The sequence below is a fragment of the Aureliella helgolandensis genome (assembly GCF_007752135.1).
Classification (GTDB): domain Bacteria; phylum Planctomycetota; class Planctomycetia; order Pirellulales; family Pirellulaceae; genus Aureliella; species Aureliella helgolandensis.
Genome location: NZ_CP036298.1, coordinates 1,678,928 through 1,705,152, shown reverse-complemented (window position 1 = coordinate 1,705,152; position 26,225 = coordinate 1,678,928). Strand labels below are relative to the sequence as shown.

Sequence of the window (26,225 nt, the reverse complement as noted above, 5' to 3'; positions counted from 1 at the left end):
AAATGTTGCAGCAATATCTACTGATGTCGGGCATTCAGCGGCCGCTGAGAATCGTCTGTGGAGTGGCCGTATTTGTTCTGGCCATGCCAACCCTGGGCCTGACCGATGAGGAGGGCATGTCGTCCGATTCGTTGAGCTTTGACCGTGATATTCGTCCGATACTCGCCAATAACTGCTTCCAGTGCCATGGTCCCGACGCTGAAAATCGGCAAGCAGATGCGAGACTGGATATCCCTGCAGCAATGGACTTGGAGGAGGTTGTCGCGCGGATCACGGCCATGGATGCGGATCTGAAGATGCCGCCGGTCGAGTCCAACAAGGAGTTGACCGAACTGGAGGTCGAGAAGATCAAACGCTGGATTGCCTCTGGTGCGGAGTACCAGGAGCACTGGGCATTTGTGGCCCCGCAACGCAGTGAACTTCCCGCTCCCCAGCCGAATGACTGGAGCCAGCAACCCATCGATCGATTTGTGCTAGCCCGCTTGCAACGAGCTGGCCTTGGTCCGAGTCCTGCTGCTGATCGGCGGACATTGCTGAGACGCTTATCCCTTGACTTAACGGGCTTGCCTCCCACGCTCGATGAAATCCAAGAATTCGTCAACGACTCATCCCCTGACGCTATTGAGCAGCTCGTGGATCGCCTCTTGGAGAGTCCGCATTTTGGCGAGCACATGGCACGCTATTGGCTCGACCTAGTGCGTTTCGCAGATACCAATGGGCTGCACCACGATCACTATCGCGAGATGACGCCGTATCGGGATTGGGTGATTCGTGCGTTCAACGAAAATATGCCTTTCGACAATTTCATCGTAGATCAAATGGCCGGTGACCTGTTTGAGCAACCCACGGTTGACCAGCTGATCGCATCGGGGTTTCACCGACTGCACTTGATCATTGATCGTGGTACGGCCTTGCCGGAGGAGAGCTTCATGCGAAATGTCGTAGACCGGGTTTCTTCGGTCGGGACCGCATTCCTCGGTTTGACGCTTGAATGCGCCGTGTGTCATGACCATAAATACGATCCGATCACGCAACGCGATTTCTACCAATTCTATGCCTTCTTCAATAACTTGGATGCAGATCCGGAAACGGGCGGACGCCGCGGACTAGATTTTCAGCGAGGACTTCAGCCACCCTATCTGGAGCTGCCGACTTCGGAACAAACGGTAGAGCTAACGCGACTCGACAAGGAACTCTCGCGCATTCGCGCAGCGCTGGAGCAGCTCGAGACTGGCAGCTCTAAGGAAGCTCGGGATTCGAACGTTGCTGCGTCGCCAACACCTGCAGCCACCGAACAACTGGAGACGTTGAAACGAGAGCTAGTGCAACAAGAAGAACGAAGAAGCGAGCTGATCGGAAGAATTCCGGCCACCTTGATCATGAAGGAACGCAGCGAGGTGCGCCCCACTTATATTCATGTACGTGGCAACTACGACCAGCTCGGTGAGCAGGTGGAGCGGAATGCACCCAGCTTTTTGCCACCCATCCAAAGTGAGTCGCAAGTCAAAACACGCATGGATTTGGCGCGATGGATGGTCGCTTCCGACAATCCACTTACCGCCCGTGTCGCCGTGAATCGGTTCTGGCAACAGCTCTTCGGCATCGGACTTGTCAAAACGTCTGAAGACTTTGGTGCTCAGGGGGAAACGCCCAGTCACCCAGAGTTGCTCGATTACGTAACACTCCAATTCATCGAATCTGGGTGGGACGTTAAGCGGTTGCTTCGAATGATTGTACTTTCGAAGACGTACCAACAAACCTCTCAGGCACCGCCGGATCGATTTCGCGTCGATCCGAATAATCGCTTGCTGAGTCGCGGTTCTCGCTATCGATTGGATGCGGAAGTCATTCGCGACCAAATTCTTGCGGTCTGCGGTCTGCTCAACCCCACGCTCTACGGCAAGAGTGTCAAGCCACCGCAGCCAGCCGGTTTGTGGGAGGTGGTCGCCATGCCGAATTCGTACCCACGGGTCTATGAGGCCGATTCGGGAGAAAAAATCTATCGTCGCAGTATTTATTCGTTTTGGAAACGCGCCCTACCGCCGCCCCAAATGACCATTTTCGACGCGCCCTCCCGGGAGAGTTGCATCGCCCGCCGTGAACGCACCAACACGCCGCTGCAGGCACTGGTGTTAATGAACGAAGAGCAATATTTTGCGGCTGCCGTCAATTACGCAGGCGCTCTGCTCCACGACACTTCTTTGACGGATCGTCAGCGTGTCCAAATCGCGCATGAAAGCATCACCTCCCACCTTCCCAGCCAAGCGAGTCTAGAGAGTCTGGTTGAGGCGCTGGCTCAATTCCAAGAGATCTACGAACAGGATGTCGACGCGGCTCAGCAGATTGCAGCTCTCCAGCTCCGCCAGCCTGAGATGGCTAAGGTCGAGGAACCGGCGACCAGAGTTGCGGCGCTAGCGATGGTCGTTCACTCCCTTCTCAATTTAGACGCGACCAGGAGTCAAGAATGAACCACAGCGATTTGCCAAGCCACTTCGATCTGGAAAATCGACGCCTCTTCCTCAAACGCTCCGGCATGGGATTGGGGGCGACCGCGCTGGCCACCGTCTGCTCGGCGCACAACGCAGGGGCAACCAATGCCCTACATTTTCCTGCGAAAGCCAAGCGAGTCATCTTTCTTTTTATGGCAGGCGCACCAAGCCAAATTGATCTGTTTGACGATAAGCCGGCGCTCGTCGACCAATTCAATCAACCGCTACCACCGAGTGTCAGTCAGGGGCAACGCGTGACGGCCATGACGAAAGGAAAGGAACAGATCGTCGCGCCTTCAATGTTCAAGTTCTCTCCCCAAGGACAAAGCGGCATTGCGATGAGTGAACTGTTGCCGCACCTGGGGACTGTCGCTGACGAATTGTGCATCATTAAGTCCTTGCATACCGACGCGATCAATCACGATCCGGCAAAAACGCTCATTTGCACTGGTTCACAAATCCCTGGAAAAGCCAGCATGGGATCGTGGCTGAGTTATGGGTTGGGCCGCATGAATGAGAATCTGCCAGATTTTGTGGTCATGAGTTCTGCGTTTTGGACTGGGGGGACCGGCAATGTGCAGGCGCTCTACAGCCGTCTTTGGGGCTCCGGTTTCCTGCCTTCCAAGCACCAGGGGGTGTCGTTTCAGCCCTCCGGGGATCCTGTGCTCTTTCTTTCCAATCCAGAGGGCGTTACGGCATCGAGCCGTCGTCGAATGCTCGACCTCGTTGCCAAACTGAATCAGGAACACCTTCAGGAAATCGGAGATCCTGAAATTCAAGCGACGATCTCGCAACAGGAAATGGCCTTTCGAATGCAGTCCTCGGTGCCGGAATTGACTGACTTGACGAACGAACCCAAGCATGTTGTCGATTCATACGGCCCCGAAGTGCACAAGAGCGGCTCGTTCGCTCGCAATTGTTTGCTAGCACGCCGCATGATTGAGCGGGACATCCGCTTTGTGCAGCTCTTCCATCGTGGCTGGGATCACCACGTGGGACTGCCTAAAAAGCTGCGAGGGCAGGCCTATGATGTTGACCAGCCGTCAGCCGCGTTGCTGTTGGATTTGAAAAATAGAGGACTCTTAGAAGACACTCTCGTCGTCTTCGCAGGAGAATTTGGGCGGACGACCTATTGCCAAGGCAAGTTGACACGCACTGATTATGGACGTGATCATCACCCCAGATGCTTCAGCGTTTGGATGGCTGGTGGAGGCATCAAAGGTGGCATCACCTACGGGCAAACCGATGATTTTAGCTACAACATTGTTGAAGATCCGGTGCATGTCCGCGATTTAAATGCAACCATTCTTCATCAGCTCGGAATCGATCACTCGCGTCTTACCTTCCCATTCAAAGGGCTCGACCAACGCCTGACGGGGGTGGAAGAGGCTCGAGTGGTGCAAGGTATCTTAGCGTAGTCCTCACCCAGCCCGATGTTCTTCGGGGCTGGCTCGAAGTCTACGGCCGAATTCTTCATGGGGGAACGCCCGACGCCTCGTGCCGCCAAATTGCGGCAGAGGGAGCGAACGTGTCGATGCACCAAAAGCAACAAGCCGTCTGCGGGGAGAGGCTCCCCGCAGCGGCTTGCATGAAAAATTGGAGCGAGGATCCGTAACTAGCGCTTCTTGCGTTTCTTCGAGAAGGTTTTCTCAAATTTTCCGGCAGCCGGCTTTCCCTTATAGGTCTTGGAGAACTCGCGTCGTTCGCCACTGCCCTGCCTGGCGGCCGGCGGACCGCGACGCCCGCCACTCTCGCTGTCGCTGAAGGACCGCTCGTTAAACGGACTGATTTGCAATTGCTTGCCCGCTACCCAAGTGCGTTGTAGCTGATTCATCAGCTCACCTTCAACATGCTCGGGCAGGTCGACAATACTAAACTGGCTGCGGATATCGATCGGTCCAATATCGCGTCCGGAAAGTCCCGCTTCGTTGGCGATGGCGCCGACGATGTTTCCGGGACGGACTCCGTCTTGGCTGCCGACTTCAATCCGAAAGCGACGCATGCCACGGTTGGGTGGCCCCGAACGGCGGCGTGGTCGGTCGTCGCGATCTCCACCACTGGAGCGACTATCGCGGTCTCCGAAACGGCCACCACGATCTTCGCGACTATTGCTACGGCGCTCGGGTGCGGTCGGCAAGTCTTTAACAAACATGGGACTCTTGCCCTGGCTGATAGCAGCCAACGCGGCGGCAACGCGTTCTGGAGCTTCGCCGGTCTCCGCAAGGTATTCTCCAACGAGCTTATGGTATGGCCCCAGATCGCCACCTTGCAACTGATGGGTGATCTGATGCTTGAAGCGTTCGATGCGTTTCTTATTGATGACTTCGGCCGTGGGCATATTGATAATATCAATCGTCCGCTTGGTCGCCCTTTCGATCAATCGCAGCTTGCCACTCTGACGATGGGTCAGGAAGATGACCGCTACACCACTACGCCCAGCGCGTCCGGTTCGCCCGATGCGGTGAATGTACGATTCGCTGTCGTGAGGTAAGTCGTAATTGAAAACGTGGCTGATGCGTTGCACGTCCAATCCTCGGGCGGCCACATCGGTTGCGACCAAGACGTCCAATTGCCCCGCCTTTAACTGATCCACGGCTCTTTGGCGACGGGCTTGCGGAAGATCGCCGTTCAGGGCTGCCGCGGAGATTCCAATTTTGCTGAGGCGTTCCGCCACTTGGACGGTCGACTCCTTGGTCTTGGTGAAGACAATTACGCCGTCGGTATCTTCCATTTCCAACATGCGTGCCAGCAACTCAGGCTTGTTGTATTCTTCGACGAACACACACATTTGCTCAATCGAATCGGCCGTAATGGTATTGCGGCGGATCGTGATGGTGGCGGGATCTTTCAAGTATTCATCGGCGATGCGACGAATCTGCGGTGGCATCGTTGCGGAGAATAATGCGACCTGCTTATCCTGCGGAGTTTGAGCCAATACGAACTCAACGTCTTCGAAGAAGCCCATGTTGAGCATCTCATCCGCTTCATCCAAGACGACGCATTGGATGTTATCCAAGTGAAACGTGCCGCGACGAATGTGGTCGATGACTCGGCCAGGCGTGCCTACGACGACTTGCACACCACGACGCAAGAGACGTAGTTGCGAATCGTAATCCGCACCACCATAAATGGCAGCCACTTTCAACTTCGGCATGCATTTGGCGTAGGTCTCAAACGACTTGGCAACCTGTGTGGCCAACTCTCGAGTGGGAGCGAGTACCAAAATTTGTGGTTTGGTTTCGTCCAAGTTGATGCGGGATAGGATCGGCAGCGCAAAGGCTGCTGTTTTTCCAGTTCCCGTTTGCGATTGGGCCAACACATCCCGACCATCGAGCATGTAGGGAATGATTTCGGCTTGTACGGCCGTGGGGGTGATATAGCCAGACATCTGAACCGCGAGCTGCACTTCTTCGCTGAGCGCTAGGTCGCGAAACACGACACCAACATCTTCGGCAGCGGGCGCATCTTCGGCGGTCGCTGGCTTTGGCACTACCGTCTCGGTCGTCGCCTTGTCAGACTCAACCTTGTCCGAGGCGGTGCCTGCTGAATTGGCGGCGGCCATCGCAGCGGCAGCTGCTTCCGCGGCCTTAGCAGCTTTCTTGGCCTTCTTCCGCAATTTCTTTGCGATCTGCTGAGGTGTGAGTTCTGGAGTGTCCACTGCATCACTTGGTGCCGCAGTCGGCAGCGCCGCAGCCGCAATCGTTTGCTCAATGACGGAAGGTGCGGAAGCGAGTGCGGGGGCCGCGCGAGGTGGTTCGGCAAGGCTAACCGCGGCTTCGACCGCGATGGTGACTGGTTCGGAAACCATTTCCTGGCTTGCGGAGCCTGGCTCTTCGGCCGGGGCCGTAGCAGCGGAAATGGGAGCTGCTTCAACCGCTTCCTCAGATACACTCGAGCTCGCAGCAACTTCAACCACTGTAGCTTCTACGACAGGAGCTTCTACCACTGGAGCTTCTACCACTGGAGCTTCTACCACTGGAGTTTCCGCCACTGGGACTTCGGTTGCATGCACTTCGATGACGGTCGCTTCAGCTTCGCTGGTATCGGGAGCACTGCTTTCCGGTGTGCTGACTACGGCTTGGTCAGCTACGGCACTTGGCATTGCCGCAGTGGGGGCTGCCACGGCTTCGACCGCTGCCGTAGCAGCCTTGGCTGCCACTTCTACGGTGGCTGCAACTGCAGCCTGTACGACGGGTGCTGCAGGTGTTGGAACGGGAGTGATTTCAGGCTGTGCCGTATGGGTTTGCGCGGCAGCTGCATTTTCTTGAGCTGGCGGAGCCCCGGCGGGCAGAAGGCTCGACCCGGTCAGGCTATCTGTCAGCGTTTGACGCTTAGCGGCTTTGGCCAGCTTGATTTTTTGTGCTGCTTCCTGGGCGATTTCCGCTTTGAGTTTAGCGAGGATTTCAGCATCGAGATCGGATTCAGTTTTTTTCGACAAGGCAGTAGTCATGGGGTGAACGGTGTGCTTTTCTTGATAGGGAACGCCGCAGCAATTACACGAAACGATACGAAGGACCGGCTTCCCAAAGGATCCGCTGCATAGAGAGAAAGGAAGATATTGTCCCAAGGTCTTACGCCTTGGTCTTATTCTTCGGACCGCTGACCCATCAGGTCGCGTGTCGAGGGCCCCTACTCAAGCCTCTGTTGGGCTGTGGGGCGCGGAAAACCGCTGGCGATGCGTGCTAGGTTACCTGCGACCCATCGATTCCGATAGTGTAAAAAGATGAAGGAAGCTGGGTTTTATCCTGCAAGACGTTACCCTTAGTCATCCGTTTTCTGGCAAGAAGATTCGGTACGGGGAGATAAAGTCCCCAAGTTGTGTCGCGATGGGGGCTTCTCCGGTCTTGTGCGCCCAGGCCAGCTCAGGCGTACTTCAGCAGCAATTGGTCGGTAAAGCGCGGCGCGAATTTTCCAAGCCAAACGAGCGATTTGCCGCCTGGGGAAAGGATGAGGTCGCGTTTGCGCTGCCGCAGCGCCTTGAGGATGTTTCTAGCCACATACTCTGGAGACTGCGATCCGGCAGAGCGACTTTGGGTTCCCCGGGCCGTTTCCAACAAGGAGTCGAAAAATTCGCTCCGCGTCGTGCTCGGAGCAACGTTGCAAACGTCTATCCCCGCCGGTTTCAATTCAACTCTCAAGGACTCTGCCCAACCCCGTAAAGCGAATTTGGCAGCGCAGTATTCGCTTTTCCCCGGTACAGCCCGGTGGGCTAGCACCGAGCTGACAATGCCGATCGCCGGTTGGTTGCCGCGTTTCAAATGAGGCAACGCCAATCGCGTAAGCTCGGTTGCACCAAAAAAGTCAACCTCCATGATCCGCCGCAAGCGTTCCGCAGATGCATCGGCAAAATTGCCGATAGCGCCCATGCCGGCATTGTTAATCACTAGGTCAATGCCTCCTAATTGCTCCACAGCGGTCGTCACAAGGGTCTGGCGATGTTCGGCGTCGGTAATATCACCTGTCACGGCTATCAAGCGTTTCTGTGGGTTGCCGAACGACAGTCGGAGTTGCTGCAGACGTTCCGAACGCCGCCCTGCGATAACTACGTACGCGCCCGCTCGCACCAAATCCGAGGCGAGGTACCAACCAATTCCGCTGCTGGCACCGGTCAGAATGACCCGTTTTCCCGCAAAGCTGCGCTTTGCCATCACAACCTCCAAGTTGTAGTAGTCGCGGAAACCCGACAATCCGAGCCGCGAGAAACTTCCATGCTAGTGAAGCATGCGGTGCCGCCCACGTTCCGACCAACTTTGGCGTTGCGTCGAGCTGCGGCCAGCATGCTTACACACTTTAATTCGGCTATTGCTAGCAATTCAGACTAGGAAAATCTTGCCGATCAAGCTGACTTGATAAAAAGCGTAGTTTCGTGGTGATTTTTCCGACTGTGAGGTGCGTCTGGAAGGAAGGGTGGGCGACCCTCCCTAGACCGCATGATTAGGGGGCTGCCGGGATTCCACCAAGCCGACTCCAAGCATTTGCTAGCATTGGATTTACGTTGATTTTGCCTGGCCGGTCCGGCCTGCGTAGGATTGGGGAAGCTACGGTCGTAGAAGTGTGAGAAAGTTCACATAAAAAGGGGGTTCCGGCAAGTATCCGCGGGTTTCCGAAGCTGGGCCTGTTGACACTCTGCACGCCAGCGATAATCTATCTGCCAGTCTTCTTAGATTGCCTAAACCGCTTGACCGTTAATCTTCGGCGTAGCTGACAAGTCGTTTAGGTAGTGTAAGTAAGAAATTCAACCTATTACGTGCAATTGGAGGCGGATGTCCCGCCACTTTGGTCCAACGGTTGGGCCATTCAACGCGTGTTGGTAACCTATTGGAGGTATCCGATGAATCGAGTTTTAGTTGCGGGCATCGCTGGCTTGGCCATGCTTTTGACCGCGAGCGTATCGTCCACCGAAGCTTATGCTGGTTTTGGTAGCTGCAGTGGCCGTAGCAGCTGCGGTGGTTTGTTTTCTGGTTTGGGTTCGAATCGTTGCTGTGGACCAGAAGTCCGTCGCGACACCTGCCGTCCAACGCGTGAGCGTTGCAGCGGTGGTTTGCTAGCCAAGCTTGCTTCACGTCGCGCTTCGAAGTGCTGCGGTGAGCCTGCTCCTTGCTGCGAGCCAGCTCCAGTTGCATGCTGCGAGCCAGCACCAGTTGCATGCTGCGAGCCAGCACCTAGCTGCTGTGCACCTGCTCCTGTAGCTTGCTGTCCTGCTCCTGCTCCTTCCTGCTGCGAAGCTGCCCCTACTTGCTGCGAAGCTGATCCTTGTGGTCAACCACGTCGCCGCCTGTTGGGTCGCCGTAGCAACTGCTGCGAAGCTGCTCCTAGCTGTGGCGGTTGCGCCGCTCCTGTTAGCGGATGCAGCAGCTGTGGTGGTTCGGTAATCAGTGGTGGTTACGTTCCAGGTTGCCCAAGCTGTAGCACAACGCTTGACAGCGGTGTCATCATCGAGAGCGCAGCTCCTGCTGCTGCTCCTCCAGCACCTGCTGCTCCTGCAGCACCAGCTGCTCCTACAGCTGACCCTGCTGCTTAAGCATCAGACGTCCAAAGCTGTAAGAATCTAAGTATCGAAATAGCCTAGAAGTTCATTCTTCTAGGCTATTTTCGTTTGCAGTGCGAGCACGCGGCAGCTCTGCAGGCGGAGCCTGTGCACGCGGAGACTGCCACCATGGACCATCGGGCAAGTGTCATCTGGCTGCACCACGAAATCATCGTCGGTTGCTCTTCTACGCGTGCGTTGATGCCAAATGAGGATGTTTCTGCTCAAGCTTGCAACGTTTAGGCTGCTGTCGAGGCTTGGGGATCGCTGCTCTCCCGATCCAAAAGATCTTCCAATGTCTCAGATCATTGGCTGGCGGGTAAAAAGGGCTGACAGGTAAAAGGACGTCGAGGATTTACCGTCAGCTCCTGGGAAACGTGTGGTCTTGCCGCCGCTACAGGACGCGTTAAATTGCAGGAAACATCCACAACTTCTAGGGAATCCTTGCATGCCCACAAATCTGAAAATAGACTACCTCGAATTTCCAGCGGAAGACTTTGTTGCAGTGCAGGCTTTCTACGAGCAGGCATTTGAGTGGAAGTTTACCCCTTACGGCTCTGACTATCTGGCGTTCACCGACGGGAAGATGGACGGTGGCTTCTATCGCTCGCCACTCCAGTCATCGCCGGCTGCCGGAGCGGTGCTCGTCGTGTTCTACGCGGCTGACTTAGAAGCGACGTATCGCCGAGTGGTCTCCGCCGGTGCGAAGATCGTCCAGGAAATTTTTGCATTTCCAGGAGGACGCCGATTTCAGTTTGCCGATCCCCATGGAAATGAACTGGCCGTGTGGAGCGAACGCTAGACGGTGAACAACTCGCGAAGCATGCGAATTCCGACAGTTCGGTGAGACCGAACCAGTCGCGTGACGACGTGTTGGAATCGCAACCCGCAGCGTGAGCAAGGACAAGTGATAGCGCGGCATGGGGATTGGGACGCTACCGGCACGGTAAACTCAAAAACGCGCTCAAATCCACCGTCGGGTGAGCAAGTGCAGGTCGTGGCCGAAGTAGGGCAATCAGGCACACTGCCTGCGCGATAAAATAGAATCGCTCTTCAAGCAACCAATCGCTGACGGCTGGTTGACTGAAGAGCTTCGTCCGTTTGGTTGAGAATGCAGCAGCCCCCCGAGCGCTCTGTTCCGCAACTGATCCGGCGTTGCTTGCTTACCGGTTTGTCGAAATCGCAATCCGCAGCGTGAGCAAGGACAAGTGATTGTCGCTACAGGCCAATTCGCGAAATTGCCTACTCAGTAAAACTAAAATCGCGATTAGATCGACAAGCCGTTAGGCGGTGGTTGCAAGATCAACAGGCCGCCTATGACACAGGGGATTAGGCGCGGGAAATAAAGTCCCCAGTGCGCGTGTCGACTTTGATCTTCTCGCCCTCCTTGATGTATTCGGGCACGTGGACCGACAGCCCCGTTTCCAGCAAGGCTGATTTCGTGCGGGCGGTGGCGGAGTTGCCGCGAATGGCTGGGTCGCATTGAGCAATCGTCAGCTCGACCGTCGTGGGGAGTTGCAGGCCGACGCATTCGTCCTGGTAAATCAGGGCGTAGGTTCCCTCGAGCGACTCGGTCATGTAAGGCACCTGCTCAGCGGCATCCTCCAAGCTGATCGAGTACTGGTTGTAGTCTTCATCATCCATCAGGTGCAACGCTTCCTGATCCTTGTACATCAGTTTGACCACGCGTTTGCGGAAGTCTGCTTCCGGCAAGTTGTCGGTGCCCTTGAGGGTTAGGTCGACCTTTTGCTTGGTAATGAGATTCCTTGCTCGGAACTTGTACAGCGTCGCTGCGCCACGCGCGCTCGGAGATTGGACGGTTACCGATTCGATGATAATTGGTACGTCCTTTTCGACGACCACCACACCCGATTTCATTTCTTTAGCAAGCATCTTGTTTAAAACTTCTCTCTAAAACAGCGTTCAGTAGTAGGTGGTTCGTCGTTGAGCAGAACGAATGGCTGTATTTTGGCGATACACTGGGAAAGCGGCAAGCCGGGGAAAATATTGGCACGGGACACGTCGCTCTGGGGACCCGTTGCGGGCCTTTCCGGAAGCTCGCGTTGGGGCCTGGGGGGACTGCATCAAAATCCATGCGATCGTTGCAATCGGTTCAGGCCAGCAGCAGGGCGGGCGGTGGTCCAGCGATGTGGTCTTAGATTAGAGTAGAATTGACCAGAGCCGGTTAAGCTTTAGGTCTACGGAAGCTGCGAAGGCAGCTTGAGAAACTACCCCCTCTCTTGGGAACCACTGTCTGTGGAACCGTTTACTATTCAATGCACGACTTGCCAAAGCCGAATTCGGGTTCGCAGTGCGAGTATGGTCGGACAAGTGGTGAACTGCCCCAAGTGTCAGTCCATGTTGATGATCGTTGCGCCCGATGCGATTGACCAATCGGACCAGCCTGGTCACCAGGTCGATTCGATGGCGATGACCAAGGAGACGTTGCCTGATCGCGTGGTTGATTCTGGGGAGATGACTCGCGGCGTAGACGACGAGTATCGCTTGGCGGCTCTGGAGGATGCCGAGTTGCCGGCGGGGCCGTCGGACTTGACGAAGGACGCGACAGGTTCTCTACGATCAGGAGCCGGAAGCGATGCACCTCCGGTGCACGGCGAGGCAGGGCGAGATTCGGCATGGGAGTCGAAGGAGGCGCTGGTGCCGACTGAGGAGTGGACTAGCCCGCAATCTGCTAAGAGCCGGCTCTATTTGATGATCGGATTTCTTGGAGTAGGGGGAATCCTTCTAGCGGCTATCGGATTCTTCGCGTTTTTGAATTGGTACACCAAGCCGAGCGGAGGGGATGCTGTTGCTGGTGGAAGCAAGCCTCCGGCAGCGGATTTGTCAGCGCCGGTCGATGGGGGAAATCCGACGGCGCCATCCGGTCTCGACGTCGACTCGCCCTCAGCAGACTCAACCCCGCCAGATTCAGCCGACTCCGTCGATGAGAGTGACGTTCCGGAAGCTCCTGGTAGGGGGGACCAAGTTAGCGCTGCCGAGAGCGATGGAGCAGTAGTGGGCGTCCCTCCCGAGCAGTCGGCGGAAGCCTCGACGGACGTGCCCCCTGCGCAGACAACCGAGTTGCCTAGCAGTGACACGCCGGATAGCGACATGCCAGCCAACGCACTTCCTGCTGAAGCTACCGACGGTGCGAACTCGGAAAACGACGCTAGCAGCACCGAATCGCTGCCAAAGCAGTTGAGGGATTTTGCGCCGTTTCTCGATTTCTCCATCCAACCGACTTTGCCCGATGAGGGCGTGGTACCCTCCGCTCCGCCGGTCACTGCCGAGGATTTAGGACTCAAGCCTGAACTCACCTATGAACCGATTCCACCGATTGACTATCAGGCTCACTCCCAAACGCTCTTGCCGGGAGTGATTTTGGGAGATCCGCGGGCAACGAAAAAGCCTCAACTCTGGCAAATCGTCAACCTCTGGACGCAGATCAGTGGTGTTCCTACGGTGATCGATCTCGCTTCACTGGCGGCGAGCAATATCGACCGCAATCAGTCGGTGACGGTACCACCGCAAAAACAGGCCACGATTCGTCAGGTGGCTGAAACGCTGGCTCAGCGAATTGGTACCGTTCCGCACTCGCGAGAGAATCGCTATTTGGAGCTGCAGGCTCCGCCAGAAGCGATGGCCGAGTTGCTTCCACCGAAGCTGCCAATTGGTGATTTAGTCGCCGAGTCGCAACACCCTTGGTTGATCGAAACGCTTGGCGTCCTCTTCCCTGTTGCAGGGGAGGCGTGGTCGATCCAAAACAACGAGCTCTCCTTCGATTCCCAGCAGGTATCCCTCGAGCAGTGGTTTGCCGTCGTGCAGTGGTTGGAAACCTGGCGCTCGGTCCGAGGCTTGCCTACGGCGGTGCCTGAATTCAACCATCGCGATCAAATCGTCACCCATTTCGTCAATCCCGCATCACTTCCCAAGCTGTCAGCAACGAGCACGGTGGTTACCCCGCAGACTAGGCCGGTGGGACAGGTGTTGACGCGCGTGTGCGCGGAGCTCGAGATTGCATGCTGGATTGATTGGGCTAATGTTGGCAGCGTAGGTGTAGGTCCTCAAGCGAGTGTCTCCGTCGTAACCCATGGAAGAACTCTTCCGCGCATCTTGGCCAACATCCAAGAGCAATTTCCGGTGGCCGTCGCCTGTCTCGATGAGCAGAGTTTGTGGATTACGTCGCCAGCGGCCTATCGAGAACAGACGCAACTCTACGTAATTCCATCGGCTGGTAGGACACCAGATCAGTGGCAATTGCAACTGCGGGAACTGACTCCGGCAGATGCCCAGGGAATCGGGGCGATTCAGATTGTGCCAAGTTGGGACAATGAGTTTTTATTTGTGCGTTGCTGCCGGCCACTGCTGCGATAGCTTATTTCTGAACGAGTTCTGGGGTACGATAGAGAGGCTGATGCTGCTTGGTATCACGAGATACATTGGGGGTCCGTATCTTTTTAGCGACTCTCGTTCTTGGGCGGCTTAGCGATGCTTCCCAGACTTGGAAATTTAATGCACGTAATTCATCATGGCGCTCTGAATGGCGTCACCGGGTCCTGTCATCAACTGGTGATTAATGAAAAGCGTTCGCTGTTGATCGATTGCGGACTCTTTCAGGGATCCGATGCGAAGGGACGGGACGAAGAGCAAATCGATTTTCCGCTCGACGGCATTCAGGGGTTGATCGTGACGCACGTGCACCTCGATCATGTGGGACGCATACCCTATTTGATTGCTGCAGGTTTCAATGGACCGATTTATTGCAGTCCTCCGACGGCCAAATTACTGCCGTTGATGATGGAGGATGCCATGCGGGTGGGGATTACTCGCAACAAGCGTCTGATCGAACGCTTTCTCCATGACCTGCGCAAATACATTCGTCCCCTGCCCTTTGCGAGATGGCAGAAGTTAGATGGGGGAATCGAGATGCGTTTGACCCCTGCTGGGCATGTGCTGGGTTCGGCCATCGTAGAGTTGGATTATGAGGGCGAACGATTTGTATTCAGTGGAGATTTAGGGAGTCGTCATCAGCCGATCCTTAAGGAACCGGTGAGCCCAGAACGGGCGGATTACTTGGTGCTGGAAAGCACCTACGGGGACCGTAATCATGTGGGACGCGAGGAGCGAGTTCAGCAGCTGGAAAACGTGCTTTGCCATACACTGGAAAATAAGGGAGTGACGATCATCCCGGCATTCAGCGTTGGTCGGACGCAAGAACTCCTGTATGAGATGAATCTCATCTTTGAACGTCTTTCAGATACGACCGGCTGTTCAATGCTCCACGCCGTGGACGTGATCATCGATTCCCCGCTCGCGCAGCGGTTCACTGAAATCTACGACAGTCTACGGAATTACTGGGGTGATGAAGCAAAGCAGATACTCGAGTACGACTCCCAACCCCTGGTCTTTGAAAACTTAGTGCAGATTGACAATCACCCAGAGCATCGCGATACCGTCGAATACCTGAAGAATTCGAAATTGCCAGCCATCGTGATCGCAGCCAGTGGAATGTGTACTGGGGGAAGAGTCGTCAACTACCTCAAAGCTTTTTTGGGGGACCCTACCACCGATGTGATCTTTGCAGGGTACCAAGCGGCGGGAACCCCGGGCAGGTACATTCAAGATTCCGACTGGGTGCGTCTCGATGGACAGCGTTTCGACATTGCAGCCAAAGTGCATCAGCTGAGTGGATATTCGGCCCACGCTGATCAATCCGACCTAATTCGCTTCGTGGAGGGAATGGCCGAAGCCCCCAAGGCGATTCGCCTCGTGCACGGAGAGGACCGTGCCAAGGCGACTTTGAAGCGTGAATTAGAGGCCCGCGGATACAACGTGGTTTAAGAGGATTTAGAATGCAGGATGAACCACTACAGCTCGTGCCGATCGGTAATTCCGACTTGCGTGTCAGTCCAATCGGATTTGGATGTTGGCCCATCTCAGGAGTTTCCTCTCTCGGAGTTACGACTCCGGCTAGTGAGCAGACGGTCCGAGCGGCGCTCGAATCGGGAATTAATTTCTTCGATTCTGCCTACTCGTACGGGTATACGGGGGAAGCCGATGCGGTGCTTGCCCGCGTCCTGAAGAGTTGGAGCCACCCTGTCGTTATCGCCAATAAAGTTGGCATGTACTACGCTCCGTCCCATGAAAGAATCGTCGACGGTCGGCCACAAACGCTGGTCCGCCATGCTGAGGAGCTGTTGCGCCGCTTGGGTATCGAGCAACTCGATCTGCTGTACCTGCATCAGCCAGATCCACAGGTTCCCTTGGCCGAGTCGGCTGGAGCGGTGGCTGAATTGGTCCGCCGTGGAACCGCCCGCTACGCAGGTGTGTGCAACGTGACGCTGGAGCAGTTGCAGGTCTTTCATCGCGAATGTCCCGTGATCATGGCTCAAATGCCTTTCAATATGTTGCAACCCGAATCGTTGCGGCCACTAGAAAGCTACCTGCAGCTCGAGGGAATTGCGGTGGCTGCCTACTGGGTACTGATGAAGGGATTGCTAGCTGGGAAAATGACGCGAGAACATGTCTTCGATCCAGCCGATCGGCGTTTGACGTATCCGATTTACCAAGGGACGGCTTGGCAGAGGGCGCACGACCTCATTGATGAATTGAGAGAGATTGCCGGGCAACTGGGTTGCACGGTTGCACAATTGGTGATCGCTTGGACTCTCGCGCAACCGGCGGTCGATGTTGCACTCTGTGGTGCCAAGCGGCCTGAGCAAATTCGAGAAACCGCGCAAGCCATGAAGCTGAAACTGGAGGCGACAGTGCTGGAACGTCTGGAACGCTTGGTAGCTCGCTGTCGGTCAAACACCTCAGCCCAAGATTAAATTAGGCACACCATGGAGATGCGATTGTGAAGGCTAGTCAAGCAACGGAGTTTTACTTCCAACAAGCAGCAGAGCAGCTCGGTTTGACCGATAGTATGCGGAAGCTGTTGTTAACCCCGAAACGCGAGGTGATCGTACAGGTTGCGTTCGAAACGGATACAGGCGAGGTACAGACTCACCTTGGCTATCGCGTGCAACATAATAATTCGCGAGGTCCGATGAAGGGCGGGCTGCGGTATCACCCCGAGGTTGATATCGACGAAGTCCGCTCGCTAGCCAGTTTGATGACTTGGAAGACCGCAGTGGTCAACATCCCCTACGGCGGAGCCAAGGGGGGAATCTCGGTGGATCCCAAAAGTCTTTCCCGTAAGGAAATCGAACGCATGACCCGTGCCTTCGTGGATGGGATTCATGACATTATCGGGCCCGACACCGATATCCCTGCGCCCGATATGGGGACCAGCTTCGAAGAGATGTCTTGGATCCGCAATCAATGGGAGAAATACCACGGTTTCAATCCTGCAGTCATTACGGGAAAGCCGGTGGAAGAGTATGGCGCCAAGGGACGCGAGGAGGCTACGGGCAGAGGGGTTGGTATCCTCACGCTCAAATCCCTAAAACGGATGGGAATGCGGGCCGAGTCGTGTCGTACCGCGATCCAAGGATTTGGAAATGTAGGTTCGCATGCTGCAAAGTTCCTGCACGAAGCAACTCTGCCTATCGTGGCTGTGAGCGACATCAGTGGTTGCTATTACAATCCTGATGGCCTAGATATTCCAGCCGTACTGCGGCATCTGCTCGACAGAGGTTCGTTGAACGGTTATCGAGCGGCAGAACTTCTGCCTGCTGATGATCTACTTACCTTGGACGTGGACGTGTTGATTCCAGCCGCGTTGGGTGGCGTGATTCACGAAGGAAATGTCGATAAAATCAAGGCTAAATTGATTATCGAAGCCGCCAATGGTCCGACGCTCCCCTCGGCTGACGCTGCGCTCCGCGAGGCGGGGGTAACCGTGTTGCCCGACATCCTAGTGAACGCCGGTGGGGTCACGGTCAGTTACTTTGAGTGGGTGCAGAATCGCCAACACTATCGGTGGAGTCTAGATCGCGTGCGGCAAGAGCTTGACCGAACTCTCAGCGATGCCTTTGAGCAGGTTTGGCAGGAATCGGTCGCACGAGAGATTGACCTGAGAACGGCCGCTTTCGTGCTAGCCATTGCCCGTGTGAAACGGGCAACGGAGCTAGCGGGATTGACCTCTTGAATTCGGTGCAAGAGTCTTGCGTTCAATAGTGCATCTGCAGCACACGGCTGCAGCTTATTCCGCGAGTAACTCTTGGATTTTTTCATGCAGCGCTCGGGCGTTGGCCTCGCCGGATCCAACGCGAATCATTTGAACCTTGCCTTGCTTGTCAATTAAGACGGCTTGAGGAATTCCCGATACGGCATAGCTGGCCGAGAAGGAACCGTTAGCCGGAGTGACGATGAATCCATGGGTTAGATGATGGTGTTCACGAAATTTTTCAAGCATGGCGACCTCGTCTTCTAAATCAACTTCCTTCTTGGAACGGACTGCCTTGCCCGCTTCGTCGTCCCACTCGTAGTTGTATTGGCGAGTGGCACCTACGATCACGAGTCCTTGATCACCAAATTCTGACTGCCATTCGATGAGATGTGGAAAAGTGGCGATGCAGGGACCGCACCACACGGCCCAAAAGTCGATGAGTACAACTTTGCCACGCACATCAGCTAGTGAGAATGGGTCGGTACCCACAAACGCTTCGGCCTCGAAATCTGGAGCATCGATTCCAATCAAAGCATCCCGCTTCAAAGCACCGTCGACCCGCGAACGTAGCGAATTGACTTTTTTGGCAATGGACTGTAGCTGCTTGGTGTCTGCTTCACTGGGATCTGGAAAGGATTCGATCGCCCCTTCTACCTGCTTCAGCAACTGGTCAGCAACCTTGGGTTGCGTGTAGGACGCGCTGGCAATACGGGGCGAGGTCAATTGATAGAGCATCTCGATATCAGCTACCGTCGCTGTTGGTTGCGCAAGTCGCTCGGCCAGATTGGAAGATGCGGCCAGCATCGCGGCTTGTGCTTCCTCGGGAAAGTCTTCGCCGAGTGTTGAAGCGTAGACACTACTGATTGAGATGTAGTTCTTGAGAGAAGCCTCGGTGTCGTCGCTAAGCTTCTCGCGGGCTTGCGCTAGTAGCACATCCAGCGCGTCTTTGGCTTCCGACGCCTTGCCTTCTCGTATGAGAAATCGACTACGAGCCGTAATCAAGGCCTGGACTTGGGAGCTGACATCCTTGGGGGAGGCCATCAGTTTGCTCAAGACTTGCTGCAACTTTGCATCTTTTTCTTCGGCGGTTAAATCCGAAGGAATCGCGACAAAATAATTGGCGGCATTGACCAAGTAGGTTGCCGTAACGATTCCAAGTTCATCTCGCTCGAGGATCGAGTCGATCAAATTGGAGAATCTTTCCACTGCTTGTTGCGGATTGGCGTTGGCAATCGACATGGAGTACGACAGGTTCATGCTCAGCAAATTTGTGTCGCCAGGGGACTGCTGAAGTGATGCATCAATGCGTTCCCCCAACTCTGCAAGTTTACCTGCCTGCCGAAGCTCATTGAACTCAGCACGCGTCAGAGTTGACGTGTTCTTGTCCTCAGACTCCGTTTTTGTGTTGGCTTCCTTTTGAACCGCCTTGCCTGACTCATCTTGGCCCCATGCGGCCGAGGGCCGCAAGTTAACAGCGCCAGTCGCCGTGAGTGAACTGGCGATGGCAATCGTCCAAGCTAAAAATCGCGTCCGCAATTCTGGACTGATTGGTGCAGCGGCTTCTAGCGAATGTTTCATTGCGTTACTCATCTTCCGATGTCCTTGTAAATACGGATATCAAACTTACCCGAATTGTCGGTTCGTGCACCACTCGACTCATTGACACGGAAGAACAGTTCTCCGTCAATTGGAAGCACAAACGTTCCGCCACGACCAATCGGAATCGCGGTTAGCGGTTCCGCAAAGTCAGGCTCGGTGGGGAGCGGCGCGGCGGTTGTCATCTGCAACTGTCCCAACGGCTGACCATGATGGTATTCCAATGTAACACCTTGGGGCTGGCAAATCCATGGTTTGTGAACTGAAATGGATTCCGGATCGGTCGCGCCGGTTGGCATGCCTCGAATGATGCATTCCCCGGTAGCGGAGAGTTGCACGCGCGTTCCAGCAGAAACAAGCAGTCCGCTACCTTGCCAGCCAAGGGTGCTGTCGATTGTTAGGGCTTGTGCTGAGGTATTCAGCGAGATCGGATCTTGGGAAAATACAAGCAAATCGACGGATGGGGCGAATCCATACGCGACCTCTGTCAGCATCGCATTCCAACTCTGTCGCAAGGCGGCCCATCGTCGGGCCCCCACTCGACGAAAAAACCAGCGAGTTAAAGTTGCATCAGGTTGCATCTGTTGTTTGAGGAGTAGATCAAAGGTTCTTTTCACTTCAGGATGATGTTTGAAGAGTACGATGGCGGCCCAACTCCAGGCGTAGGCTTCCGCCTGGCTGTGGGCCCGCGTGTCGTATCGCATGATCGTTTCGAGCGAGGGCGCTATTCCTCCTTGCATTTGTTCTTGGATGAGTGAAATGCGTCCCCAGCCCGGTACCTGCAACTTACTTGCCGGGATAATGCCCATCCGCAATTCGGTCCCATCCCATGTGTGTGTGCCATACCATTCCGCCAAACCCTCCATCAGCCAGGGAGGACCGTTTTCGCGGTACTTTCGGTTCATAAACCAGTGTGTCCCCTCGTGAAGGAACAGATGCCGGCGGTAGTACTCGGTGGCCTGCTCGGTAACCCAAATTTGATTGCCCCATTGAAAACCGTGCGGGAAGTGCGGGATGTCGTTGGGGATTAGACGGGCCGCCTCAAATCGCTCGCGAGACTTCATGATGAAGGCTTCCAAGTGCCAGTCTGCGACGGTCGATTCCGAGATGCCGAATTCGCTGCACCAAATCGGGACGGCGGCATCCAGCACTCTTGGCAATTCTCGCAGACTGTCTGTCAGCTCCATGTCGGTAATGACGTCAACGTACCGACCCGACACACGTGAGAATTCTGCAGGCAAATCGCTAGATTGCGCGCTGCAATAAGGTAGTCCTATTGCCGCTGTCCCTAGCACGAGGAACACCAGCCTGAGGCATGCCGCAGCAGCCAGCGCTCTTGCGCGAGGAAGTCTCCACCACATTGATCGAACGAACACAGACCGACCGCGTCTTGGTGCCGGGCCGGCAGGGGAGTGAGCTGTGGGGAAAGTGGGCATGGACAACGGTCCCAATACGTTCCAGTTTGTCGAACAACGGTTGCAAGCCAACCTATTTTGCCACCCAAGCTAAGCCAAGCGGTTGGCTGCCTCGTACCACGCCGGATGCTCCAGGCAGGAACGCCCTCCGCTCAGGCCTACAACCTGTTTTAACCCATTGCTTCGCACCACCTGCCATCACTGGCGCGGCGGGTCTCACCGCCTCGGCTGCTGCGGTTGGGGGCGGTACCGCCAGGAGCTCGGTTTCGAAGTGGTATCCGTAGACTATTATCTACTGTCTAAATGGTGTCTCATGGCGATTCTCAGAACAAAACGGAATAAATTCTCAGATTGTTTGGTAAATCACGCTGCGGAAACTGCATCTTAGTGCGGCATCTCCTAGAAAGAGGTCTCCTAGAAAAAGGGAGTCGGTGTCGTCCAGCTATTCACTAGTAGCGATCCAGCTGCGGCAGTGGAGTCACCAATTGAGACGCTTATTCCGCTATCGCTCCAACGCATGCAATGCTGGCTGACATTGCAAATCGCCGGCAGCGGAGTTGAACGCCAATCTGAAGCAGCGAGAAATGCTCGAAGATCCTGCTGATGCCGCCTGCTGACTTGCGTCCGGAGTTGAGGGCTGTGCCTCGCTCATTGCGAAGTTTCCCAACCTGGATCGGCTCGCCAAGTGTTCTACGAGCGAAACCTTCCAACCAAACGGACGTAACACGCTGCGGTAGACCTGCTCGACTTCAACTCTCTTGCAACCCCTCAGCGCTCGATCATTGCGGCTTCAATGCTTGGTGCCAGCCGCGAGCCTAATCTTCGATTGTCCGAAAAGTTGCGGTCAAACGGGCGGACGGATAAAATGTATCTACGGCTCCAAAATCGCTCGCATCAAGTCAATCTATAGGCATTTTTATGCATCGACTATCCCTTCCTAAGTCTCGGAAGTTGCGGGTGGAGCAACTTGAGCAGCGGCGACTGCTCGCCACCTTTACGGTGCTCAATAGCAGTGATAGTGGAGATGGTTCGCTTCGACAAGCAATTGAGCAGTCCAATGCGAATCCCGATTCCGATGACATCGTCTTTAATATCCAATCGCCTTCCCTGACCATCCAATTGGCCAGCCCGCTGCCAACACTGACAAGTCCCGTCTCAATAGACGGAACGACCCAACCTGGCTTTGCTGGAGAGCCCATACTGGTACTTTCCGGTATCGCCTTGGAGGGGAAGACGTCGGGAATTACGATCGCTGGTGGTGACAGCGTCCTCAAGGGGATGGTGATCCAAGGCTTCGGCGGGGCTGGAGTTCGAATTGACGGGCTCGGAAACAACACGATTTCCAACACTTACATCGGGACGGATGCAACTGGAGAAACAGAGGTCCCCAACGACTTTGCCGGAATCTACATTGTGGACTCTTCCAACAATGTGATTGGAGGACGCTATGGCCTCGATGGGAATCTTATTTCTGGAAATCGAGCCGAAGGTATCCGAATTGAAGGGAGCAGTTCCACCGGCAATCGGATTCAGGGGAATCGTATCGGTACCGACCAGCAAGGAATCGAAGCGGTACCCAACGGAACGGCCGGCGTACTGCTCGAAGGAGCGGCCAGTCTCAATGTCATTGGCACCAACGGAGATGGCATCGAGGACGCTAACGAAAGGAATCTTATCTCCGGCAATGTCGGGGTGGGAGTGAGGGTGTATGGTGCTCAAGCGAATCAGATTTCAGGCAACTGGATCGGCCTCACGGCTAGCGGTCGCCATGCTCTCGCCAACGGAAAACAGGGAATCCTGGTCGACCTGCAATCGACGGGAAATATGATCGGCTCAAATGCTGACGGACTGAGCGACAGTCTCGAACGCAATGTCGTTTCCGGCAACGGTGATTCCGGAATCGAGTTTGCCAATGCAATGACTTCGGCTAATGTCGTTTCTGGGAATTATATTGGCACCGATTCCTCAGGGGAGTTTCCTGTTAGCAACGTGGCCTCGGGCGTGGAGCTGGTCGATAACAGCTCGGGAAATGTCATTGGCACTCGCAACGGTGAATATCTTGGCAACCTTATCTCTGGAAATGGGTTTAGCGGGATTTTTATCACGAACTCGAATGATAACCGAGTGGGCGGGAATTGGGTCGGTGTCAACGCTCAGGGAAGCGGCCCATTAAAGAATTCGGGACGAGGCGTGGTGATCGGTGGCACCGCCTCGAGAAATCTCATTGGAACCGATGACAACGCCGTGATGGATGAAGGCGAACGAAACGTATTGTCCGGAAACCTTGATCAGGGCGTGGCCATTTTTGACTCCAATGCGCAGTTCAACGTTATCGCAGGCAACTTTATTGGTACCGATGCGCTGGGAACGACCGCTATTCCCAACACATCGACGGGCATACTACTTGGGGCCGGTACTCGGCAAAATGTGGTCGGGACGACCGATCAGTCTCGAGCCGACTCGGCCGCTGGCAATTTGATCTCAGGCAATCAGATCTTCGGGCTGCGTTTTCGGTTGGGAGCAACACAAAATCGAGTTGGAGGGAATTGGGTCGGGCTCGATGCCACTGGCGAGCGAGCCCTGCCTAACGGGTTCAGCGGTATTGGCAGCTTTGAAGGGGCAACCGACAACCTGATCGGTGGCCAGACTGTCCAAGAACGCAATGTGATCAGCGGCAACAACGAATGGGGAATCCGTATCCAGGAAGACTCTGGCGGAAACGCAATTGACGGAAATTGGATAGGCCTATCGGCAACCGGAGCCGAGTTGGGGAATTTATTGGGAGGCATCTTGCTCGAAGATGCCGCTGATAATTCCATCGGCGACTTAAGCGCAAACATCATCGCATTCAACGGTGCCACTGGTGTTGCAATCGAAGGAGATAAGTCCGTTCGTAACTGGATCACGAAGAACGCTATTTTCGGTCATACAGGTCTGGGGATCGATTTGTCCTTCGATGGAGCGGACACGAATGATCTATTGGATGCAGATAGTGGCCCCAATGACTTGCAAAATTACCCTGTGATCGAGTATGTGCAAAGAGCGGAGTCCACGAATGTTTCAGGTGTATTGAACAGCCTACCGAATACAACTTTCCTAATCGAGTTGTACGTCGCTGAGAACGCTGAAAGCAGGCAAGGCCAGGAGTTCTTGAATTCCGTGGAGGTCACAACGGACGGGAACGGCTTGGGACTATGGTCGGCCTCCCTGAGGCCGCTCTCGGATGGGCAAGCAATTATCGCTACTACCAGAAACCTTGCTGCCGGGCACTCGGAGTTTTCGATTCCCGTGGTTAGCCTGCCGCCCCTCGAATTTCGCACTCCTCAACAGGCATGGGACGAAGCTAGTGGGAGCTTTACCGCTTCCGTCCACCGCAACAGTCTGTCTAGCAGCCAAGCGTTGACGATCGAATTCGGTGACTTTCCGAGCGAACAGATTCAACTACCGAGCAGCGTGACGATCCCCGCTGGCCAGGAGTCGACGGATTTCGTCGTAGGGATTGTTGACGACTCGATCATGGAAAATGAAGTGTGGGTTGAGATCATCGGAACCGCACCTGGTGTGGCTATCGGAAAGCTCCAGATCATCATCACCGACAACGATGTTCCGAAGTGGCACAATGCGTTCCAGCCACTCGATGTTAGTGGGGATCGATTCGTCTCACCGCTCGATGCCCTGCTCGTGATCAACTTTCTAAATTCAAACCTTGATCAAGATCTGGCCGACCGCGAGCCCCTTACACCGTCCGTGTTTATGGATGTGAACGAGGATGGTTTTATCACTCCCTTTGACGCTCTGCTAGTAATTAATTTCTTAAACAACAATACCGGTGAGGGCGAGGCTTCTGCTCCAATATCTAGGCAATCGGCTATTGATCAAGTATTCTCGGCACCTTGGGACGGACTGGAGTCCTCTTACTCCCGACTTTCCGATGGGGAGGTCGAAGAGATTTTTGGCTACCGTCGAAGACGCTAGTCGGGGAGCGGCGAGGTTAGGTTTCGTGGCTGCAAGAGCCAGGGCACCCTACATCTCGTTTCACTAGGTATCCTACCCGGCATCGGCGACAACCGCTCCAACGGATGCTGGTGAATTGCTAACCGTCGCTCCCATCTCTGCGGATGCCCCATCGCGGATGCCGCATCCCGGCAGATGCGCTGTGCGATTCGCGCTCCAGTGCTTTGCAGCCTGTCTGTCTACTCGGATACTTATGTTCTCTAGGGGGAATCGCCTGCTGAGCTCAATGCTGCGGCGACCGCTCCCGCCTAAATGGTCGGCCTGTTGACTGAAATGTCATCGCAATAATAGTGTTGTCTCGCACGCCACGACCGTGGGCTGGAGGGTGCAAAATTGCGTAGACCGAAAGAAGGAACCCAATAAATCAACAAACTGCAACTCGACCGGTTTATATTTAGAGAAACCGCCTACAACAAACCCGCTGAGCCCCGCGCAGGATCAGTAGGACTCACCTCAAAACCTATCGAAGAAACGAATACAATATGCCCAGTGATGAACTCAATCTACCTCTAGCTGGTTGCCGTGTCCTTGCGTTTGTCGGCGATATCTACGAAGACTTGGAACTGTGGTATCCCAAACTCAGATTGATTGAAGAGGGGTGCTCCGTGACGGTTGCAGGCCCCGATGCCCAACGCGTCTATGCAGGCAAGAATGGCTATCCCTGTGAGTCCGATGTTGCGATTGCCGACTGCGACTCAGCCGATTTTGACGCACTACTTGTACCCGGGGGCTTTATGCCAGACAAACTCCGCAGAGATGCAAAAGTCCTGAGCTTGGTGCAAGAGTTTCACCAGCAAGTTAAGCCCATTGCCGCCATCTGTCACGGAGGCTGGATCCCGATCAGTGCTAAAGTCTACCGTGGCGTGCGGGTCACCGGTTCCCCTGGAATTAAAGATGACCTGATCAACGCGGGTGGGCTGTATCAAGATGCTAGTGTGATCGTGGATGGACATCATGTGAGCAGTCGTCGACCGGAGGATTTGCCTGATTTCTGCCGTGCTCTAATTGCGCTGATGATTGCCCAACGCGGAACGAGAGCTTCGGCTACGTGAGCTCGTTCTTGAACCAACAAGTCGTCAAATACATCGGGTTGCCCTGGTCGTAGATTTGCCGAGCAATCCAACATTCCAGACTTGCCGTATCCCTGCATCTCCTGAATTAGGCTAACCGGGGCATCGGCCCCCTGTAACTGACCTTCTGCATTCGATGGAATTTCTGCAGAAGGAGCGATGGCGTTGTGCGGTTTGTGCGAGGATGATAAAAGCACGACATCGCACCGTAGTTATCGCTTCAGGGGACTGCCATGCCCTCAATCACATTATCCCAAGTCGGCTGGGCGACTCCGACCAGCCGGGTACTTTTTTCCAATCTCTCTCTCAGTTTTACCTGCCAACGTGCCGGACTGGTGGGACGCAACGGAGTTGGCAAGTCGACGCTATTGAAGTTAATTGCCGGTGAGCTACATCCGACGTCGGGTGGTGTTTCGGTTGATGGTCGCATCGGTATGTTGAGGCAGATCGTCCAAGTCGACGAAGCGGAAACGGTGGCAGACCTGAATGGCACTTAATCGG

At 55.1% G+C, this 26,225-nt stretch carries 15 protein-coding genes; 10 read left to right on the top strand and 5 right to left on the bottom strand.

Annotation, left to right across the window (positions count from 1 at the left end; translation table 11 throughout):
* The first annotated feature begins 2 nt into the window (after positions 1–2).
* Together Q31a_RS06060 and Q31a_RS06055 are read left to right on the top strand one after the other, a co-directional pair.
* Positions 3–2,468: a DUF1553 domain-containing protein gene (locus Q31a_RS06060; protein ID WP_231691082.1), complete on the top strand. Its 2,466-nt coding sequence runs from the start codon at positions 3–5 to the stop codon at positions 2,466–2,468.
* Complete coding sequence (locus tag Q31a_RS06055) at positions 2,465–3,907, top strand: DUF1501 domain-containing protein (RefSeq protein WP_145075468.1); 1,443 nt, start codon at positions 2,465–2,467, stop codon at positions 3,905–3,907. The genes Q31a_RS06060 and Q31a_RS06055 overlap by 4 nt, the downstream gene beginning before the upstream one ends.
* A 197-nt stretch (positions 3,908–4,104) precedes the next feature.
* Here the strand turns inward: Q31a_RS06055 and Q31a_RS31075 are convergent, their stop codons facing one another.
* Together Q31a_RS31075 and Q31a_RS06045 are read right to left on the bottom strand one after the other, a co-directional pair.
* Entirely contained in the window at positions 4,105–6,927 is a 2,823-nt protein-coding gene (locus tag Q31a_RS31075) for a DEAD/DEAH box helicase (protein ID WP_197356289.1), read from the bottom strand.
* 424 nt (positions 6,928–7,351) lie between these two features.
* Positions 7,352–8,137, bottom strand: coding sequence for an SDR family NAD(P)-dependent oxidoreductase (locus tag Q31a_RS06045; protein ID WP_145075466.1), 786 nt, complete (start codon positions 8,135–8,137; stop codon positions 7,352–7,354).
* 1,827 nt (positions 8,138–9,964) lie between these two features.
* On the opposite strand from Q31a_RS06045, the gene Q31a_RS06035 reads away from it, so the two are divergent.
* The gene (locus Q31a_RS06035; RefSeq protein ID WP_145075464.1) at positions 9,965–10,318 is read left to right on the top strand and encodes a VOC family protein; all 354 of its coding nucleotides are present in this window, start codon (positions 9,965–9,967) and stop codon (positions 10,316–10,318) included.
* Positions 10,319–10,845: 527 nt separating this feature from the next.
* On the opposite strand, the gene Q31a_RS06030 is transcribed toward Q31a_RS06035, so the two are convergent.
* Positions 10,846–11,409, bottom strand: a complete 564-nt coding sequence (locus Q31a_RS06030) for a translation elongation factor EF-P (RefSeq protein ID WP_145075462.1) — start codon at positions 11,407–11,409, stop codon at positions 10,846–10,848.
* Positions 11,410–11,772: 363 nt separating this feature from the next.
* On the opposite strand from Q31a_RS06030, the gene Q31a_RS06025 reads away from it, so the two are divergent.
* The 4 genes from Q31a_RS06025 (at position 11,773) to Q31a_RS06010 (ending at position 17,608) form a co-directional block, all read left to right on the top strand.
* Positions 11,773–13,890 (top strand): hypothetical protein, encoded by a 2,118-nt coding sequence (locus Q31a_RS06025; protein WP_145075460.1) that lies wholly within the window; start codon positions 11,773–11,775, stop codon positions 13,888–13,890.
* Positions 13,891–14,028: 138 nt separating this feature from the next.
* A complete protein-coding gene (locus Q31a_RS06020) occupies positions 14,029–15,357 on the top strand; it encodes an MBL fold metallo-hydrolase (protein ID WP_145075458.1) in 1,329 nt (442 codons plus the stop codon).
* 11 nt (positions 15,358–15,368) lie between these two features.
* On the top strand, positions 15,369–16,346 hold the full coding sequence (locus Q31a_RS06015; protein WP_145075456.1) for an aldo/keto reductase: 978 nt from the start codon (positions 15,369–15,371) through the stop codon (positions 16,344–16,346).
* A gap of 26 nt (positions 16,347–16,372) precedes the next feature.
* Entirely contained in the window at positions 16,373–17,608 is a 1,236-nt protein-coding gene (locus tag Q31a_RS06010) for a Glu/Leu/Phe/Val family dehydrogenase (protein ID WP_145075454.1), read from the top strand.
* 54 nt (positions 17,609–17,662) lie between these two features.
* On the opposite strand, the gene Q31a_RS06005 is transcribed toward Q31a_RS06010, so the two are convergent.
* Positions 17,663–19,207 (bottom strand): TlpA family protein disulfide reductase, encoded by a 1,545-nt coding sequence (locus tag Q31a_RS06005; protein WP_197356276.1) that lies wholly within the window; start codon positions 19,205–19,207, stop codon positions 17,663–17,665.
* Positions 19,208–19,215: 8 nt separating this feature from the next.
* Positions 19,216–20,445, bottom strand: a complete 1,230-nt coding sequence (locus Q31a_RS06000) for a hypothetical protein (RefSeq protein ID WP_145075450.1) — start codon at positions 20,443–20,445, stop codon at positions 19,216–19,218.
* Positions 20,446–21,558: 1,113 nt separating this feature from the next.
* On the opposite strand from Q31a_RS06000, the gene Q31a_RS05995 reads away from it, so the two are divergent.
* The 3 genes from Q31a_RS05995 (at position 21,559) to Q31a_RS31070 (ending at position 26,221) form a co-directional block, all read left to right on the top strand.
* Complete coding sequence (locus Q31a_RS05995; RefSeq protein ID WP_145075448.1) at positions 21,559–24,615, top strand: dockerin type I domain-containing protein; 3,057 nt, start codon at positions 21,559–21,561, stop codon at positions 24,613–24,615.
* Positions 24,616–25,136: 521 nt separating this feature from the next.
* The gene (locus tag Q31a_RS05990; RefSeq protein ID WP_145075445.1) at positions 25,137–25,706 is read left to right on the top strand and encodes a type 1 glutamine amidotransferase domain-containing protein; all 570 of its coding nucleotides are present in this window, start codon (positions 25,137–25,139) and stop codon (positions 25,704–25,706) included.
* 251 nt (positions 25,707–25,957) lie between these two features.
* Positions 25,958–26,221 (top strand): ATP-binding cassette domain-containing protein, encoded by a 264-nt coding sequence (locus Q31a_RS31070; RefSeq protein ID WP_145075442.1) that lies wholly within the window; start codon positions 25,958–25,960, stop codon positions 26,219–26,221.
* The last annotated feature ends 4 nt before the right edge of the window (positions 26,222–26,225 follow it).